The following is a 17,194-nucleotide window of genomic DNA, read 5'->3' on the forward strand; positions in this document are numbered from 1 at the left end:
GACTCGAACCAATAACCTGCCGATTAACAGTCGGCTGCTCTGCCAATTGAGCTATGGGGGACCGTCGTTCCAGGCGGCCACTCCGGTCCGAACCGGGCCGGCCGCCTGAGCTCCCGCAATTGGACTCGAACCAATAACCTGCCGATTAACAGTCGGCTGCTCTGCCAATTGAGCTATGCGGGATTGAGTTGTCCGCTTCGGCGCACACTGCGTGGCGCTTGCTGCGGGACATACATTAGCGCATCCAGGGGGGTGGTCCGCCAATCGCTTTCGCCGCGCGAACCCCGGCCGACCCCCGGGTGCCCCGCCGAGCCCCGCGCGCCGCCCGCTCGGCGCGCCCGGCGGGCGGCCCGAACCGGCGCCGGGGATGCTGGGACAGGCCCGCCGGGTGGTTCGCCGGCGGCCGGGACGGGTAGGGCACCGCGGCAAGCGCCGCGAGAGAGGGTGGAGGCCGCACTATGTGGAAGCTGACGTTCGTCGTGGGAGCAGCGACGGGGTACGTCCTGGGGGCCAGGGCCGGCCGGCAGCGCTACGAACAGATCGCCGCGGCCGCGCAGAAGGTCGCGCGCAACCCCAAGGTCCAGGACGCCACGCAGCGGGCCAGGGTGTCGGCCGGCTCGGCGGCGGGCAAGGCGGTGCACGCGGTCACCGGCCGGGTCGGCGAGAAGCTGCCCGACGCGTTCACCGACCGGGTGCCGTACTTCAACCGCGCGCGGGTCGCGGACGACAGCTGGGGCACCGTGCGGTCCTGAGCCCGCCGGGCGCGCCGCGCACCGGGCCCGGCGGTACCGAGTGGGCAACACTTGCCACGAGCAGCTGAGCCCGGGGCCCCGGCTGAGGCATGATCTCCACCATGGCCATCGTCGCGGGCATCGACAGCTCGACCCTCCGCACCCGGATCGTCGCGTGTGACGCGGACACCGGAGCCGTGCTGCGCTCGGGCAAGGCCGCCCACCCGGCCTCCGAGGCCTCGCAGGCCCGCACCACCGAGGCCGATCCGCAGTCCTGGCTGCACTCGCTGGGCGAGGCGGCCACCGGCGGCCTGCTGGAGGGCGTGCGGGCGATCGGGGTCTCCGCCCAGCAGCACAGCCTGATCGGGCTGGACGCGGGCGGCGTGCTGGTGCGCCCGGCGCTGCTGTGGACCGACCCGCGCTCCTCGGGCGCGGCGGCCGCCCTGGTGGACGCGCTGGGCGGTCCGGCCGCCTGGACGGAGGCGATCGGCGCGGTCCCGGCCGCCACCTACACGATCGCCAAGATGCGCTGGCTGGCGGAGTTCGAGCCGGCCAACGCCCGCCGGATCGCGGAGGTGCTGCTGCCGCACGACTGGCTGGTCTGGCAGCTGCTGGGCCACCCGCAGCGGCGCACCACCGACCGCGGGGACGCCTCCGGCACCGGCTACTGGTCGCCGATCACCGGCGAGTACCGGCAGGACCTGATCAAGCTGGCGCTGGGCCACGAGCTGCTGCGGCTGCCGGACGTGCTCGGCCCCAGCGAACCGGCCGGACACACCCCCGAGGGACTGCTGATCTCGGCCGGCACCGGCGACAACATGGCCGCCGCGCTGGGCCTGGGCCTGGGCCCGGGCGACGCGGTCGTCTCGCTCGGCTCCTCGGGCACCATCTTCGCCGTCCACGACCAGCCCGTGGTGGACCCCAGCGGCACGGTCTCCTCGTTCGCCGACGCCACCGGCCACCACCTGCCGATGGTCGGCACGCTCAACGCCGCACAGGTGCTGCGGGCCACCGCCAACCTGCTCGGCCGCGACCTGGAGGGCCTGAGCGCGCTGGCCCTGCAGTCCTCGCCGGGCGCGTACGGCATGGTGCTGCTGCCCTACCTGGACGGCGAGCGCACCCCCAGGCTGCCGCACGCCGCGGGCACCCTGACGGGCCTGCGGACCGAGTCGATGACCGCCGAGCACCTGGCGCGGGCCGCCGTGGAGGGCATGCTCTGCAACATCGCGGACGCCCTGGACACCATGCGGGCCAAGGGCGTGGCGGTGCGCCGGGTGGTGCTGCTCGGTGCGGTCGGGCGGCTCGCCGCGGTCAGCGAGATCGCGCCGCTGATCTTCGGCATCCCGGTGGTGATACCGCCACCCGGCGACCACGCGGCGCGCGGCGCGGCCCGGCAGGCCGCCTGGGCGCTGGCCGGCACGCCCGAGCCGCCGCAGTGGGAGCTGCCCGAGGCCCTCACCCTGGAGCCGGACCCCGACCAGCCCTTCGGCCAGGCGGTCCGTCAGCAGTACGCCGTGGTGCGCGACCAGATCCACCCGGAGGTCGCCGACCGGCCGTAGCGCCGCGCGCCGTTCCGACCCGAACGGTCCGCCAGGCCCTAGCGTGGTGGCCCCGGCATCCGAGTGAAGGGCAGGCCTCGTGGCGTTGCACCAGGGCTCCAGCAAGGACAACCGAGTCTCCGTCAACGCCCTGCTGGGCGAGGCGGATCCGGTCAGCGCGATGCGGCTGGCCCCACCCAAGCACCGGCTGCACCACACGCCGATCCCGCCGCACGCCGCCTACCAGCTGATCCACGACGAGCTGATGCTGGACGGCAACGCCAAGCTCAACCTGGCCACCTTCGTCACCACCTCGATGGAGGCCCAGGCGGACAAGCTGATGGCGGAGTGCCTCGACAAGAACATGATCGACAAGGACGAGTACCCGCAGACCGCCGAGCTGGAGCGGCGCTGCGTGGCGATCCTGGCGGACCTGTGGCACGCGCCCGACCCCGAGCAGGCGGTCGGCTGCTCCACCACCGGCTCCAGCGAGGCCTGCATGCTGGCGGGCCTGGCGCTCAAGCGCCGCTGGATGCGCCGCAACCAGGAACGCTACGACGCCGGCGCCCGGCCCAACCTGGTGATGGGCGTCAACGTCCAGGTCTGCTGGGAGAAGTTCGCCAACTTCTGGGAGGTGGAGTGCCGCCTGGCGCCGATGGAGGGCGAGCGCTTCCACCTCGACGCCGAGCAGGCGGTGGCGCTCTGCGACGAGAACACCATCGGCGTGGTGGCCGTGCTGGGCTCCACCTTCGACGGCTCCTACGAGCCGGTCGAGCAGATCTGTGCCGCGCTCGACGACCTCCAGGAGCGCACCGGGCTGAACGTGCCGGTGCACGTCGACGGCGCCTCGGGCGCCATGGTGGCACCGTTCCTGGACCCGGAGCTGTCCTGGGACTTCCGGCTGCCGCGGGTCGCCTCCATCAACACCTCCGGGCACAAGTACGGGCTGGTCTACCCGGGCGTGGGCTGGGCGCTGTGGCGCGACCGGGAGGCGCTGCCCGAGGAGCTGGTCTTCAAGGTCAACTACCTGGGCGGCGACATGCCGACCTTCGCGCTGAACTTCTCCCGGCCCGGCGCCGAGGTGGTCGCGCAGTACTACACCTTCCTGCGGCTGGGCCACGAGGGGTACCGCGCGGTCCAGCAGTCCTGCCGCACGGTGGCCCGCCACCTGGCCACCGGGATCGAGCGCCTGGGCGTCTTCAAGCTGATCACCCGCGGCGACCAACTGCCGGTCTTCGCCTTCACGGTGGCCGACGGGGTGAGCGCCTTCGACGTCTTCGACGTCTCGCGCCGGCTGCGCGAGCGCGGCTGGCAGGTGCCCGCCTACACCTTCCCCGACAACCGCACCGACCTGTCGGTGCTGCGGGTGGTCTGCCGCAACGGGTTCACCCTGGACCTGGCCGAGATGCTGCTGGCCGACCTGGCGCGGCTGCTGCCCGAGCTGCTGCGCCAGTCGGGGCCGGCCCAGGCTCGGGGAATCGAGGCGCGCTCCGGCTTCCACCACTGAGCGCCACCGGCTCCCCCCTCCACCGGACGGGCGCCCGTTCCCCCCTGCACGCTGCGCCGATCGGGCGATAGCGGGCCTGTCGCGGTGCGCGCGCGGGCATCCCGTGATCAACGGATGAGTAGATGAGTGATCGTCATACTCATCGGACTCCGTACTGACTGACAGGACGTCAGGAAGAGGGATCACGTGCGCGCCCTGCGACCCATCAGAGCCTCCGCCCCCCGTGTACTGGCGGCCTGCGCCGCCCTACTGGCCGCCCTCGCCGTACCGTCGGCGCAGGCCGCCACCGCTGTCCGGCAGGCCGCGAGCCACCGTGCGGTGGTGGCCGACCCGGCCCAGTACGTCAATGCGTTCGTCGGCACCAAGCAACTCGCCCCCGACTTCGGCAACGGCGGCGGGGCGGGCAACACCTTCCCGGGCGCCACCGCGCCGTTCGGCATGGTCCAGTGGAGCCCGGACACGGTCACCTACCAGCACGGTGGCTACTTCTACGACGACCAGCGGGTCCGTGACTTCAGCCTCACCCACCTCTCCGGCGCGGGCTGCGGCGACTACGGCAACATCCCGATCATGCCGGTGCTGGGCGACAGTCCGGTGGACCACTACAGCTTCTCGCACGCCAACGAGTCGGCCTCCCCGGGTCAGTACGCGGTCACCTTCGACAACGGGCTGCGCGCCGAACTCGCCGCCACCCAGCGTTCCGGCATCGCGCGGTTCAGCTACCCCGCGGGCCAGCGCGCCTCGCTGACCATCGACGCCGGCAAGGCGTTCAACAACGCCTCCGGCCGGCTCACCATCGGCAGTGACCGGATCACCGGCTACACCGACAGCGGCGGCTTCTGCGGCACCGGCAACCACTACCGGCTCTACTTCACGGCCGTCTTCGACCGTCCGTTCAGCCGCTCGGGCATCGTGCACGGCGGGGTGCTGGACACCGCCAGCCGGACGGCCACCGGTGCCTCGCACGGCCTCGCGCCGCACCCGGCCAAGACCGCCGCGGCCCAGGACGAACAGGGCGGCCCCGGCGGCACCCAGCTCCCCGACCAGCACCCGCAGCTGGCGCAGGCGCCCTCGGGCGCGCTGGCACTGGTCTCCTTCGACACCTCCACCGATCGCGCGGTCACCGCCAGGGTCGGCATCTCCTTCGTCTCCACCGACAACGCGCTGGCCAACCTGCAGGCCGAGCAGGGCGGCGCCGGCTTCGAGCAGATCGCCGCCGCGAGCCGCGGGAGCTGGAACCAGATGCTGGGGCGGATCGCCGTCCAGGGCGGCAGCACCCGTGACACGCGCGTCTTCTACAGCGCGCTCTACCACGCGATGCTCCACCCGAGCGTGCTCAGCGACGTCGACGGGCGCTACCCCGGATTCGACGGGCAGGTGCACACCGCGCCGCCCGGCCATGCCCAGTACGCCGACTTCTCCGGCTGGGACGTCTACCGCTCGCAGGTCCAGCTGCTGGGCCTGCTGGCGCCCGGGGAAGCCTCCGACATCGCCCAGTCGATCGTCAACCAGGGCGCCCAGGGCGGGTACTTCGACCGCTGGACGCTGGCGAACGGCGGGACCGGGGTGATGGTCGGCGACCCGCTGCCGATCATCGCCAGCGACCTGCACGCCTTCGGTGCGACCGAGTTCGACGCCCGGGGCCTGCTCCGGCTCGCACAGGACGGCACCCGCAAGGACCTCGAGCGCAGCGGGCACGCGCAGTACGACGGCGAGGGCTTCGTCCCGGCCGACCTCCAGGGTGAGTGGGGGTCCGCCTCGGAGACCCTGGAGTATGCCGGCGCCGACTTCGCGATCGCCCAACTCGCCGACCGCCTGGGCGACTCCGAGACTCACGACACCTTCCTGCACCGCTCGGCGAACTGGCGCAACCTGATGAACGCCGACAGCCACTACCTCCAGCCGCGCAACGCCGACCACAGCTGGCCGGGCTTCGACCCGACGTCGCAGAACGGCTTCGCCGAGGGCGACAGCGCCCAGTACACCTGGGCGATCACCCACAACCCGCGCGGCCTCTTCGACGCCATGGGCGGCGACGCCACCGCCGTCGCGCGGCTGGACACCTTCTTCGGCAAGCTCAACGCCGGCCCCGGCGCCCCCAACGCCTATCTCGGCAACGAGCCCTCGTTCTCCATCCCGTGGCTCTACGCCTACGCCGGGCGCCCCGACCGCACCCAGGACGTGGTCCGCCGGGCGCTGACCACGCTCTTCTCCGACACCCCGGACGGCGAGGTGGGCAACGACGACCTGGGCGAAATGTCCTCGTGGGCCGTCTGGGCCGCCCTGGGGATGTACCCGCAGGTCCCCGGGCGCGCCGAACTCGTGCTGGCCAGCCCGCAGTTCCCGGCCATCACGATCACCCGCGGCAACGGGGTGACGATCGACGTCAACGCCCCGGGCGCCTCCACCGACGCCCGCTACGTCACCGACCTGAGGGTCGACGGCGTCCCGTCCGGACGCCCCTGGCTGACGGAGGACTTCGTGCGCACCGGCGGCACCCTGGAGTACGGCCTGGACACCCGGCCGGCGCCCGGCTGGGGCACGGCACCGGCCGACGCGCCGCCGTCCTTCGACGTCGGCCCGGCGCACGCGGTCACCGGGACCGTCACCGGACTCGCCGGCAAGTGCGTGGACGTGGACCACAGCCAGGTCGCCAACGGCACCCGGGTGCAGCTCCAGCAGTGCAACGGCAGTGCGGCCCAGCAGTGGACCCTCGCCCCGGACGGCACCCTGCGGGCGCTGGGCCACTGCCTGGACCTCGACCAGAGCGGGACCGCCGACGGCACCGTGGCGCAGCTGTGGGACTGCAACGGCACCGGCGCCCAGCAGTGGTGGCCGCGGGCGGACGGCTCGCTGGTCAACCAGCCCTCCGGCCGGTGCCTGGACGTGCCGCAGGGCAACAGCGCCGACGGCACCGGGCTGGAGCTGTGGGACTGCAACGGCGCGGACAACCAGCGCTGGGCGGTGCCGCGGTAGGGCTCGGCGGCAGTGGCCCGGGGCCCGTCCGGCCGGTGGCCGGGCGGGCCCTGCCGCGCGTCGGGGACGTCCTACGACGCCGCCCCGGCGGCCGTCTCGTGCGTCCCGTGCGTCCCGTGCGTCCCGTGCGTCCCGTGCCAGGAGTCCCAGAGCGCGGCGTAGGCCCCGCCGTCGGCCACCAGCTGGTCGTGGGTGCCCAGCTCGGCGAGCCGGCCGTCGGCCAGCACGGCCACCCGGTCGGCGTCGTGGGCGGTGTGCAGGCGGTGGGCGATGGCGATCACCGTGCGGCCGTCCAGCACCGCGGCCAGCGCGCGCTCGGCGTGCCGGGCGGTGGCGGGATCGAGCAGTGCGGTGGCCTCGTCCAGGATCAGCGTGTGCGGATCGGCCAGCACCACCCGGGCCAGCGCGAGCTGCTGGGCCTGGGCGCCGTCCGGGCGGTACCCGGTGGGCCCCAGTTCGGTCTCCAGGCCGGCCGGCAGCTCGGCCACCCAGTCGGCGCCGACCACCGCGAGCGCGGCCCGTAGCTGCGCCTCACCCGCCGTTGGCGCCGCGAGCAGCAGGTTCTCCCGCACGGTGCCCAGGAAGATGTGCTGCTCCTGGGTCACCAGGACCACCTGGCGGCGCAGTTGCTCGGGGCCGAGCTCGGCGACCGGCACCCCGCCGACCGTCACCGTGCCGGTGTGCGGGGCCTCGATGCCGGCCAGCAGCCGGCCCAGCGTGGACTTGCCGGCGCCGGACGGGCCCACCACCGCCAGCCGCTCGCCGGGACGGACCGTCAGGTCGACGCCGTGCAGCACGTCGGGCCCGCCGTCGTAGGCGTAGCTCGCGCCGGCCACCTCGATCCGGTCGTCCGCCGGCGCGGCGCCGCCGGGCGCGGCCTGCGCCGCCGGCCGGGCCAGCCCCTCGATCCGGGCGAAGGAGGCACTGCTGCTCTGCACCTGCTCGACCTGGAAGAGCACGGCGAGGACCGGGTCGGCCAGCTGGCGCAGGTACAGCGCCGAGGCGACCACCGTGCCCACGCTCACCACGCCGTGCGCGTTCAGGATCCCGCCGAGCAGCAGCACCGCGGCCACCGGCACCGCGTAGGCGACGTCCACCACCGGGAAGAGCACGCTGCGCAGGAAGAGCGTCCTGGTCCGGGTCCGCCGGCAGGCCTCGACCGCCTCGTGGCAGGCCGCCAGCCGGCGCTGCTGCAGGCCCAGCGCCTCGACGGTGCGGGCACCGGCGGCGGTGGCCGCCAGCACCTCGGCGAGCACCGAGTTGGCGGCGCCCTCGGCGAGGTAGGCCTCGCGCGCCCGGTTCAGGTACCAGCGGGTGACCCCCCAGACGGCGAGCAGGCCGAGCAGGCCGCAGCCGCCGAGCAGCGGGTTGACGGCCAGCACCACGACGAGGATGAGCAGGACCTGGAGGCCGGCGATGAACAGCTCGGGGCCCACGTCGCGCAGGGTGGTGGCGACCGCCTCGACGTCGGCGGTGCCGCGGGCGGTGAGGTCGCCGGTGCCGGCCCGCTCCACCACCGCGGTCGGCAGCGCGAAGGCGCGGTCCAGGAAGCCCTCGCGGATCCGGGCCGCGGTGCGCTCGCCGAATCGGTGGGCCAGGTAGCGGGCCGAGCGGGCGAGCAGCAACTGGGCGAGGGCGAAGACCAGCACGCCCAGCGCGAGCCGGTCCACGGCCGCGGTCCCGCCGTGCCGGCGGACGGTGTCGATGATCCGGCCCAGCAGCCACGGGCCGGCCAGCGCGGCCGCCGCGGCGAGCGCGTTGAGGGTGAGCACGGCGGCGAAGGCGCGGCCGTCCAGGCGGAGCAGGCCCAGCGCGGCGCGGCGCACCGCGCGGGGCTCGGCGACGGGCAGCTGACGGTTCATCGCAGGGCCTCCTCGGGGGACGCGGTGGCGCCGGACCGCTCGGACCGGTCGGTGTCGCGGGCCACCAGGGCCCGGTAGCCGGGCTCGGTGCGCAGCAGTTCGCGGTGGCTGCCGGAGGCCGCGACGGTGCCGTCGACCAGGTAGTGGACCACCTCCGCGCGGTCCAGCAGCACCGGCGAGGTGCTGGTCACCAGGGTGCTGCGACCCGCCCGGGCGGCCGGCAGCCGGGCGGCCACCGCCGCCTCGGTGTGCGCGTCCAGCGCCGAGGTGGGCTCCACCGCCAGCAGCACCTCCGGCTCGGCGAGCAGTGCCCGGGCCAGCCGCAGCCGCTGGCGCTGGCCGCCGGAGAGGTTGCGGCCCTGCGCGTCGATCGCCGAGTCCAGGCCGTGCGGCAGGCCGTTCACCACGTCCTGGGCGGCCGCCGCATGCAGGGCGGCGGCGATGTCCGACTCCGCGCGCTCGCGCCGGCCGGCCAGCAGGTCGCGCAGGGTGCCGGCGAAGAGGTCGGCCTCGTTGTCGGCCACCACGATCCGCTCGCGCACCGGGCCCGGGTCCATCCGGTCCAGCCGCCGGCCGTCCCAGGTGGCGGCCGAGTCGGCGAACCGGCCCAGCCGGTCCACCACGGCGGCCGCCTCGCCCGGGCGGGCGCTGACCAGCGCCGTCAGCCGACCGGGCGCCAGCTCGACGCCGGAGTCGGGGTCGTGCAGCGTCGCGGGGCCCTCGGGGAGTTCCTCGGCCGCGCCCCCCGTGCCGGCGCCCGAGGCCCGCGCGGGCTCCAGGCGCAGGAAGCGGATCACCCGGGCGGCGCTGACCAGGCCGCGGCTGATGTCGTGGCCGGCCTCGATGAAGAAGCTCACCGGCACCACCAGCACCGCCACGTACCCGTAGACCGCGACCAGCTGGCCCGGGGTGATGCTCCCGTGCGCGGCCATCCGGGCGGCCAGCCAGGTGACGGCGGCCAGGAAGAGGGCGGGCAGGCCGCCGCCGAGCGCCTGGAGCCAGCTGGTCACCACGCCGACCCGGTAGCCGTCGGCGCACAGGTGCTGCGACTCGCGCCGGTAGCGCTCCGCGTAGAGCTCCTTGCCGCCCAGCCCGCCCAGCACCCGCAAGCCCCCGACCAGGTCCGCCAGCCGCGCCGCGAGCGCGCCCTGGCGCTCGCGGTAGGCGGCCTCGCGGCGCTGCAGCCGGCTGAGCAGCGGGCCGACCAGCACGGCGAGCAGCGGCACGCCGAGCAGCACCACGGCGGCCAGCAGCGGGGAGATGGCGAGCAGCAGCGCGGCCACCACCAGGTAGGCGACGACGCCGCCCACCCCGGGCCCGATGCAGGTCAGCGCCATGCTCATCCGCCCCACGTCGCCGATGCCGATGGTGACCACCTCGCCGGCACTGACCCGGCGCGGCAGCACCGCACCGAGCCGGGTCGCCTGACGCACCACCACCTCCACGGTGCGGAAGGAGGCGTTCATCCGGAGCTTGGTCATGGTGCGGTGCCGCAGCCCGCCCAGCACGGCGTTCACCACCGCCACCGCCACCAGCGCGCCGACCCAGCCCAGCAGCGCACCCGTGTGCCCCGCCTGCAAGCCGTCGTCGATCGCCCGCGACAGCAGGTAGGGCGGCAGGGTGAGCGAGGCCATCCAGACGCTGCCGAGCAGCGCCCCGGCCGCGGCCCGCCAGGGCTGGCAGATGATGAGCCACCAGAGGTAGCGGAGCGGGCTGCGCACATCAGGGTCTGTACGGACGATCGTCACAGCCGCGACTCTAGGCCACGCCGCCTGAGCGGTCATCAGTCCAGGTAGCCGCGCAGTTGGTCGGCGAAGGCGTGGTCGCGCAGCTTGGCCAGGGTCTTGGACTCGATCTGGCGGATCCGCTCGCGGGTGACCCCGAAGAGCGCGCCGATCTCCTCCAGGGTGCGCGGGCGTCCGTCCACCAGTCCGTAGCGCAGCTCGACCACCTTGCGCTCGCGCTCGCCCAGGATGGCCAGCACCGCCTCCAGGTGCTGGCGCAGCAGCAGGAACGCGGCGCTCTCCACCGGGGAGGCGGCGTCGGCGTCCTCGATCAGGTCGCCGAGGGCGACGTCCTCCTCCTCGCCGATCGGGGTGTGCAGCGAGACGGGCTCCTGGGCCAGCCGCAGCACCTCGCGCACCCGGGCCTCCGGCAGCTCCAGCACCAGGCCGACCTCGGCCGCGGTCGGCTCGCTGCCCCGCTCCTGGAGCAGCCGGCGCTGCACCCGCAGCACCCGGTTGATCAGCTCGACCACGTGCACCGGGACCCGGATGGTGCGGGCCTGGTCGGCCAGCGCCCGGCTCATCGACTGCCGGATCCACCAGGTCGCGTAGGTGGAGAACTTGTAGCCGCGGGTGTAGTCGAACTTCTCCACCGCCCGGATCAGGCCCAGGTTGCCCTCCTGGACCAGGTCGAGCATGGTCAGCCCGCGGCCGATGTAGCGCTTGGCGACCGAGACCACCAGGCGCAGGTTGGCCTCGATCAGGCGGCGCTTGGCGATCCGGCCCAGCACCACCAGGTGGTCCAGGTCGTCCGCCAGCCGGTCGTCGGGCGGGCGCGCGCCGTGCCGGTTCAGGAAGGCCTCGGCGAACAGGCCGGCCTCGACCTGGCGGGCGAGCTCCACCTCCTCGGCGGCGGAGAGCAGGCGGATCCGGCCGATCTCGCGCAGGTACTGGCGGAACAGGTCGGCGGCCGGGCCGGTCGACTCCTCGATCGGCACCCGGCGCGGCTGTTCGTCGGGGTCCGCGTCGGGGTCGGGGTCCGCGTCACGGCCGGCCGCCAGGTCGGGGTCGGGCTCGGCCTCCGGATCGGCGTCGGGATCGGGGTCGGCGTCGGGAACGGCCCCGAGGTCGTCGGTCCCCGGTCCTCTCTCGGGCTCGTCGGCCTCCTCCAGGGCCGGGCCCGCGCCCTGGTAGTCGCTCTGGGTGGTGGCGGTCTCCAAGGGGCCCACCCTTCCGCGAGCCTGCCGGCCCGGATTCGACGGACTGAGACCCCCTCAGTGTGGGGTACGCCACACTCCCCCGCCGAGAGTCCTGCGCCGAGTTTCCGTTCCGATCCCGCCCGGAGCCGGTTCGCGAGGGGGGCCGGCGTCGCGTCAGAGCCCGGCCGCGCCGCGGGTGCGCAGGTTGTCGTCGTACTGCTGCAGCGCCCACAACTCCTGCTGCACCGGCCCCGACTGCTCGGCGGTGGCCCGGTTGCCGAGCCGCTGGAGCTGGGCACGGACCTCGTCCACCCGGCGTTTGACCGAGGCCCGGCGCAGGTTGACCAGGAACTCGCCGGCGTAGATCTCGTCCGGCTTGCGCCGGGTGCGGATCGGCTCCACCGTCAACTCGGTGACCAGCGAACGGACCTGGTCGTGCTCGCAGGCGTCCCGCACGGCCGTCACGAAGTCCGCCGCCGTGCAGCCGTGCAGCACCCCGCCGGCCTGGCCGATCGCCCGCCTGACGGCCGCGTACGGCGGCGCGGTGAACTCGTCCTCGGCGTACTGGTCGAACGTCGGACTGACCAACTCCGGGCACTGGATGGCGAGTTTGAGCAGCTCACGCTCGACGAACTGGCCCGGGTCGCGGGCGTCGAGGCGGTAGGCCACGCGCTGCGGGGCCGCGGTCGGCACGGCCTGCGGCTCGATCCGCCGCGGTGCCTGCTGGCGCCCCTGCTGCGGGGACTCGCGCTGCCAGCGGGCGATCTGGCCGACCCGGCGGACCACGAACTGCTCGTCCAGGATGCCGAGCAGGCCGGCCAGTTGGACGGCGTACTCGTGCCGGATCGAGGGGTCCTTGATCCGCGCGACGATCGGCGCGGCCTCCTCCAGCGCCGCCGCCCGGCCCTCGGCCGCGTCCACCCGGTGGCGCTGGACGGCCGAGCGCAGCGCGAACTCGAAGAGCGGGACGGGGTTGGCGATCAGCTCGCGCACCGCCTCCTCGCCCTGGGCCAGCCGCAGGTCGCACGGGTCCATGCCGCCGGGGGTGATCGCGATCGAGGTGCGGGCGGCGAACTTCTGGTCGTCCTCGAAGGCGCGCAGCGCCGCCTTCTGGCCGGCCGCGTCGCCGTCGAAGGTGAAGACGGTCTCCCCGCGGTACTGCGAGGTGTCCATCAGCAGTCGGCGGATGATCTTGATGTGGTCCTCGGCGAAGGCGGTGCCACAGGTGGCCACCGCCGTCGTGACGCCGGAGAGGTGGCAGGCCATCACGTCGGTGTAGCCCTCGACCACCACCGCCCGCCCGCTCTTGGCGATCTCCTTCTTGGCCAGGTCGATGCCGTAGAGGACGTGCGACTTCTTGTAGATCGGTGTCTCGGGGGTGTTCAGGTACTTGGGCCCGTTGTCGTCCTCGCGCAGCCGGCGCGCACCGAAGCCGATCACCTCGCCCGCGGTGTCGCGGATCGGCCAGACCAGTCGGCCGCGGAAGCGGTCGATCAGGCCGCCGCGCTGCCCCTGCGAGGCCAGGCCGCCCAGCAGGATCTCCTTGTCGGCGAAGCCCTTGCCGCGCAGGTAGCGCACCAGGTGCTCCCAGCCCGCCGGCGCGTAGCCGACCCCGAAGTGCGCCGCCGCGGCGGCGTCGAAGCCGCGCTCGGCCAGGAAGGTCCGGCCGATCTCGCCCTCCGCCGACTGCAGCTGCTCCTCGTACCAGGCGGCGGCCACCTTGTGCGCCTCGACCAGCCGGGTCCGCTCACCGCGCTGCCCGCGCTGGGAGTAGCCGCCCTCCTCGTAGCGCAGGGTGATGTTGGCCTGGGCGGCCATCCGCTCGACGGCCTCGGCGAAGGAGAAGTGCTCGATCTTCATCAGGAAGCTGATGGTGTCGCCGCTCTCCTGGCAACCGAAGCAGTGGAAGACGCTCTTGCTGGGGTTGACGTAGAAGGAGGCCGACTTCTCGTCGTGGAACGGGCAGACGCCCTTCAGCTGGCCGCCACCGCCGTTGGTGAGCTGGACGTAGTCGCTGACCACCACGTCGATGGGCAGCGCGCTGCGCACCGCCTGCACGTCTTCATCCCTGATCCGCCCTGCCACCCCGGAAGTCTACGGCTTCGGGGCGACGTTCAGCGGGGCCGATCGACGGGCCGATCCGCGGGACCGGTCGGCGCCGCCCGGGCGGGCCGCTCAGCCCCGGCCGGTGAGGCGGGCGTGCAGGGCGAGCGCCGAGGCGTCGGTGAGGGTGGCGATCTGGTCGATCACCGCCCGCTGGGCGGCGCGGTCGTCCGCCGCCTCGGCGTACTGGGCGGCGAAGACCGGGTCCAGCTCGGCGGGCCCGCGGGCGGCGAGCACCTCGGCGAGCTCGGCGATCACGATCCGCTGGCGGGAGCGCAGCTGGGCCTGCTCGTCGCGCTGCATCACGTAGCGCACCGCCACCGCCTTGAGCACCGCGCACTCGATCCGCACCGAGTCCGGCACCACCAGGGTGGCCGCGTAGCGGGTGAGCGGGCCCGGTCCGTAGCGGGCCCGGGTGGCCTGCTCGGCGGCCAGGCAGAACCGGCCGATCAGCTGGCTGGTGAAGTCCTTCAGGCCGGCCCGTCCGCGCGGCGAGCCGTCGTAGCCGCGCGGCCACCACTCGGCCGCCTGCAGCCGGTCCAGCGCCTCGCCGAACTCGGCCTCCTCGGCCTGCGGGGCGTAGCGCCGGGCCACCTCGAAGAGCCCGGCCCGCTCGGTGCGGCTGCGCAGGGCGGCCGGGTCGATGTGCCCGGCGTACAGGCCGTCCTCGACGTCGTGGGTGGAGTAGGCGACGTCGTCCGACCAGTCCATCACGGTGGCCTCGAAGCACTTGCGGCCCTGCGGCGCCCCGGCCCGCAGCCACTCGAAGACCGGCAGGTCGTCGCCGTAGACGCCGAACTTGCCGGAGCCGGGCTCGCTCGGGTGGCCGCCGCGGGCCCAGGGGTACTTGGTCGCCGCGTCCAGGGTGGCCCGGGTCAGGTTGAGGCCCACGCTGCGGCCGGGCCGCGGTGCCAGGCCGGCGGGGTCCGCGCCCGGCGGCGCGAAGCGCTTGGGTTCGAGCCGGGTCAGGATGCGCAGCGACTGCGCGTTGCCCTCGAAGCCGCCGCAGCTCTCGGCGGCCTGGTCCAGCGCCTCCTCGCCGGTGTGGCCGAACGGCGGGTGGCCGATGTCGTGGGCCAGGCAGGCGGTCTCCACCAGGTCCGGGTCGCACCCCAGCGCCGCGCCCAACTCCCGCCCCACCTGACCGCATTCGAGCGAGTGGGTGAGCCGGGTGCGCGGGAAGTCGCTGCGCATCGGCGCGACCACCTGGGTGGTGCCGGCCAGCCGGCGCAGGGCCGCGGAGTGCAGCACCCGGGCGCGGTCGCGCTGGTAGGCGGTACGACCGGGGCGCTTGTCCGGCTCGGGCACCCAGCGGGCCTGCGCGTGCTCGGGGTCGCCCTGGGCCGGCTCGTCGAGGTCGACGGGGAACGGGAAGGGGGTCAGGCGGTCGAGGGGGTCCGGGGTGTCGCTGCGGTGCGAGGTGGCGTCCATATACCAGCACCGTACGCCGCCGCTCGGACGCTTCGGGGGTGCGCCGCCCGCTCGGAATGTTGCAGAGAACTCTCTGCAGATATACCTATGCAGAGAACACTCTGCACGCTAGGGTTTCCCTCATGAAGCACGGCACCGAGGACACCAACCCCCCGCCCCAGGCCAAGGCCTCCCGCACGGTCGACCCGCGCAGCCTGCGCGCCCTGGCCCACCCGCTGCGGATGCGGATCCTGGACGAGCTCAAGGACCAGGGCCCCGCCACCTCCGCCAGGCTCGCCGACCGGCTCGGCGAGAACACCGGCACCGTCAGCTGGCACCTGCGCCACCTGGCCGAGCACGGCTACATCGAGGAGGAGACGGGCCGCGGCACCAAGCGCGAGCGCTGGTGGCGGGTCACCGAGGGCACGCTGGTCTTCAACACCAGCGAGCTGACGATCGACCCGCAGACCCGCGAGGCGCTCTCCAGCTACAAGCAGCACTACCTGGAGCGCAGCTTCCAGCGGGCCGCCCGGGCCCTGTCGGTGCCCGCCACCGGCGCCTGGGTGGGCACCGGGAACATGTCCGACTGGGGCGACGTGCGGATGACCCCCGAGCAGCTCAGGGCGCTCGGCGCGGAGTTGCTGGAGGTGATCGGCCGGCACGTCCCGGCCCCCGACGCCCCCGTGCCGCCCGACGCCCAGCCCGTGCTGATCCAGTTCCAGACCCTGCCGATGCTGCCCGCCACCTCGAAGGAGAACCCCGCACCGTGAAGACCACCACCACCGCCACCGTCACCGCGTCCACCGCCACCGCCGAGGAGGCCACCGCCGCCGAGCAGGCCGTCCGCCTCGCCGAGCCCTCCCGCCGCGGTGGCCTGCTGCGCCGCCACCGCGACTTCCGACTCCTCTTCACCGGCGAGGTGGCCGGCAAGTACGGATCCTCGGTCACCGGCCTGGCCTTACCGCTGGCCGCCCTGACCGTCCTGCACGCCGGGGCCTTCCAGGTCAGCGCGCTGACCGCGGCCACCTGGGCGCCCTGGCTGCTCTTCGGCCTGCCGGCCGGCGCCTGGGTGGACCGGCTGCGCCGACGCACCGTCATGCTGGTGGCGGCCGCGGTCCAGCTGCTCTGCTACCTGACGGTGCCCCTCGCCGCCGCCCTGCACCTGCTGAGCTACCTCCAGCTGCTGGCCGTGGCGCTCTGCGCCGGGACCGGCGCGGTCTTCTTCCAGACCGCCTACACCGCCTACCTGCCGAGCCTGGTGGCCGAGCCGGACCGCGCGGAGGGCAACGCCAAGCTGCAGGGCAGCGCCTCGGCCGCGCAGATCGTCGGCCTCGGCTCGGGCGGCGTGCTCGCCCAGGCCTTCGGCCCGGTCAACAGCCTGCTGGCCAACACCGTGACCTTCCTGGTCTCGCTGGTCTGCACCGGTGCCATCCGGCAGCGCGAGCCGCTGCGCGCGGCGGCCGACCGCCGCCGGCGCACCCTGCTCAGCGAGGTGGGCGAGGGCCTGCGGCTGGTCACCCGGGACCCCTGGCTGCGTCCCTTCATCCTGCACGGCTCGCTCTGCAACCTCGCCCTGACGGCCTACCAGTCGATCCTGGTGGTCTTCCTGCTGGACCGCGCCCACCTGGGACAGGGCGCCATCGGCACCCTGATCGGCGCCGCCAGCCTCGGCGGCATCCTGGGCGCCGCGCTGGCCCGCCGGGTCGGCGCCGCGATCGGCACGGCCCGCGCGATGCTCCTCTTCCTGCTCGGCCTGCCGACCCTGGCGCTGCTCATCCCGCTCACCAGCGGCGGCGCCGGCCTGCTCTGCTTCCTGCTCGGGGGCCTTGCCGTCTCGGGCGGCGTGGTGGCCGGCAACGTCCTGCGCGCCACCTTCACCCAGCGCTACACCCCGGCCGAGCTGCTCGGCCGGATCTCCGCCACCGGCGCCTTCCTCAACTACGGCACCATCCCGCTGGGCGCCCTGCTCGGCGGCTCGCTGGCCACCGGCCTCGGCCTGCTGCCCGCGATGTGGCTGGCCACCGGCGCCGTCCCGCTGGCCGCCCTCGTCCTCTGGTTCTCCCCGCTGCGCCACCACCGCGACCTGCCCACCGACCTGGTCATGCAGTCGGCCGCCGGCTGAGCACCCGCAGCACCCGGACCCC

General features: G+C 74.2%; 11 protein-coding genes and 1 tRNA gene. 6 read left to right on the plus strand and 6 right to left on the minus strand.

Annotated features, from left to right (window positions below; genetic code table 11):
- Positions 1–110: 110 nt before the first annotated feature.
- A tRNA-Asn gene (locus ABD323_RS00920) sits at positions 111–183 on the minus strand.
- 275 nt (positions 184–458) lie between these two features.
- Here ABD323_RS00920 and ABD323_RS00925 point away from each other — a divergent pair.
- From ABD323_RS00925 to ABD323_RS00940, 4 genes are all read left to right on the plus strand, one after another.
- Positions 459–752, plus strand: a complete 294-nt coding sequence (locus ABD323_RS00925; protein ID WP_344437815.1) for a hypothetical protein — start codon at positions 459–461, stop codon at positions 750–752.
- Between the two features lie 101 nt (positions 753–853).
- Entirely contained in the window at positions 854–2,290 is a 1,437-nt protein-coding gene (locus ABD323_RS00930; protein ID WP_344437817.1) for an FGGY family carbohydrate kinase, read from the plus strand.
- A 79-nt stretch (positions 2,291–2,369) separates the two neighbouring features.
- A complete protein-coding gene (gene gad, locus ABD323_RS00935) occupies positions 2,370–3,776 on the plus strand; it encodes a glutamate decarboxylase (RefSeq protein WP_344437819.1) in 1,407 nt (468 codons plus the stop codon).
- Positions 3,777–3,962: 186 nt separating this feature from the next.
- Positions 3,963–6,752, plus strand: coding sequence for a GH92 family glycosyl hydrolase (locus tag ABD323_RS00940; protein WP_344437821.1), 2,790 nt, complete (start codon positions 3,963–3,965; stop codon positions 6,750–6,752).
- 71 nt (positions 6,753–6,823) lie between these two features.
- Here ABD323_RS00940 and ABD323_RS00945 read toward each other — a convergent pair whose 3' ends face one another.
- The 5 genes from ABD323_RS00945 to ABD323_RS00965 form a co-directional block, all read right to left on the minus strand.
- On the minus strand, positions 6,824–8,614 hold the full coding sequence (locus ABD323_RS00945; protein ID WP_344437823.1) for an ABC transporter ATP-binding protein: 1,791 nt from the start codon (positions 8,612–8,614) through the stop codon (positions 6,824–6,826).
- Positions 8,611–10,398 (minus strand): ABC transporter transmembrane domain-containing protein, encoded by a 1,788-nt coding sequence (locus ABD323_RS00950; RefSeq protein WP_344437825.1) that lies wholly within the window; start codon positions 10,396–10,398, stop codon positions 8,611–8,613. Before ABD323_RS00950 ends, ABD323_RS00945 begins: the two co-directional genes overlap by 4 nt.
- Positions 10,398–11,558 carry an RNA polymerase sigma factor gene (locus tag ABD323_RS00955; protein WP_425555818.1) on the minus strand — a complete coding sequence of 387 codons (1,161 nt, stop codon included), beginning with the start codon at positions 11,556–11,558 and terminating at the stop codon, positions 10,398–10,400. Before ABD323_RS00955 ends, ABD323_RS00950 begins: the two co-directional genes overlap by 1 nt.
- Positions 11,559–11,711: 153 nt before the next feature.
- Positions 11,712–13,622 (minus strand): DNA primase, encoded by a 1,911-nt coding sequence (gene dnaG / locus ABD323_RS00960; protein WP_344437827.1) that lies wholly within the window; start codon positions 13,620–13,622, stop codon positions 11,712–11,714.
- A gap of 90 nt (positions 13,623–13,712) precedes the next feature.
- Complete coding sequence (locus ABD323_RS00965; RefSeq protein WP_344437829.1) at positions 13,713–15,071, minus strand: deoxyguanosinetriphosphate triphosphohydrolase; 1,359 nt, start codon at positions 15,069–15,071, stop codon at positions 13,713–13,715.
- A 122-nt stretch (positions 15,072–15,193) separates the two neighbouring features.
- Here ABD323_RS00965 and ABD323_RS00970 point away from each other — a divergent pair, with 122 nt between their 5' ends.
- Positions 15,194–15,820 carry an ArsR/SmtB family transcription factor gene (locus ABD323_RS00970; protein WP_344437831.1) on the plus strand — a complete coding sequence of 209 codons (627 nt, stop codon included), beginning with the start codon at positions 15,194–15,196 and terminating at the stop codon, positions 15,818–15,820.
- On the plus strand, positions 15,817–17,172 hold the full coding sequence (locus ABD323_RS00975; protein ID WP_344437834.1) for an MFS transporter: 1,356 nt from the start codon (positions 15,817–15,819) through the stop codon (positions 17,170–17,172). The genes ABD323_RS00970 and ABD323_RS00975 overlap by 4 nt, the downstream gene beginning before the upstream one ends.
- The last annotated feature ends 22 nt before the right edge of the window (positions 17,173–17,194 follow it).

The organism is Kitasatospora nipponensis (assembly GCF_039528135.1).
In the GTDB taxonomy this organism is placed as follows: Bacteria; Actinomycetota; Actinomycetes; order Streptomycetales; family Streptomycetaceae; genus Kitasatospora; species Kitasatospora nipponensis.

What these genes read in the sequence shown, in the direction of transcription:
- ABD323_RS00945 (WP_344437823.1), bottom strand. Translation starts at nt 8,614, where the DNA reads ATGAACCGTCAGCTGCCCGTCGCCGAGCCCCGCGCGGTGCGCCGCGCC.
- ABD323_RS00925 (WP_344437815.1), top strand. Translation starts at nt 459, where the DNA reads ATGTGGAAGCTGACGTTCGTCGTGGGAGCAGCGACGGGGTACGTCCTG.
- ABD323_RS00965 (WP_344437829.1), bottom strand. Translation starts at nt 15,071, where the DNA reads ATGGACGCCACCTCGCACCGCAGCGACACCCCGGACCCCCTCGACCGC.
- ABD323_RS00950 (WP_344437825.1), bottom strand. Translation starts at nt 10,398, where the DNA reads ATGACCGCTCAGGCGGCGTGGCCTAGAGTCGCGGCTGTGACGATCGTC.
- ABD323_RS00930 (WP_344437817.1), top strand. Translation starts at nt 854, where the DNA reads ATGGCCATCGTCGCGGGCATCGACAGCTCGACCCTCCGCACCCGGATC.
- ABD323_RS00970 (WP_344437831.1), top strand. Translation starts at nt 15,194, where the DNA reads ATGAAGCACGGCACCGAGGACACCAACCCCCCGCCCCAGGCCAAGGCC.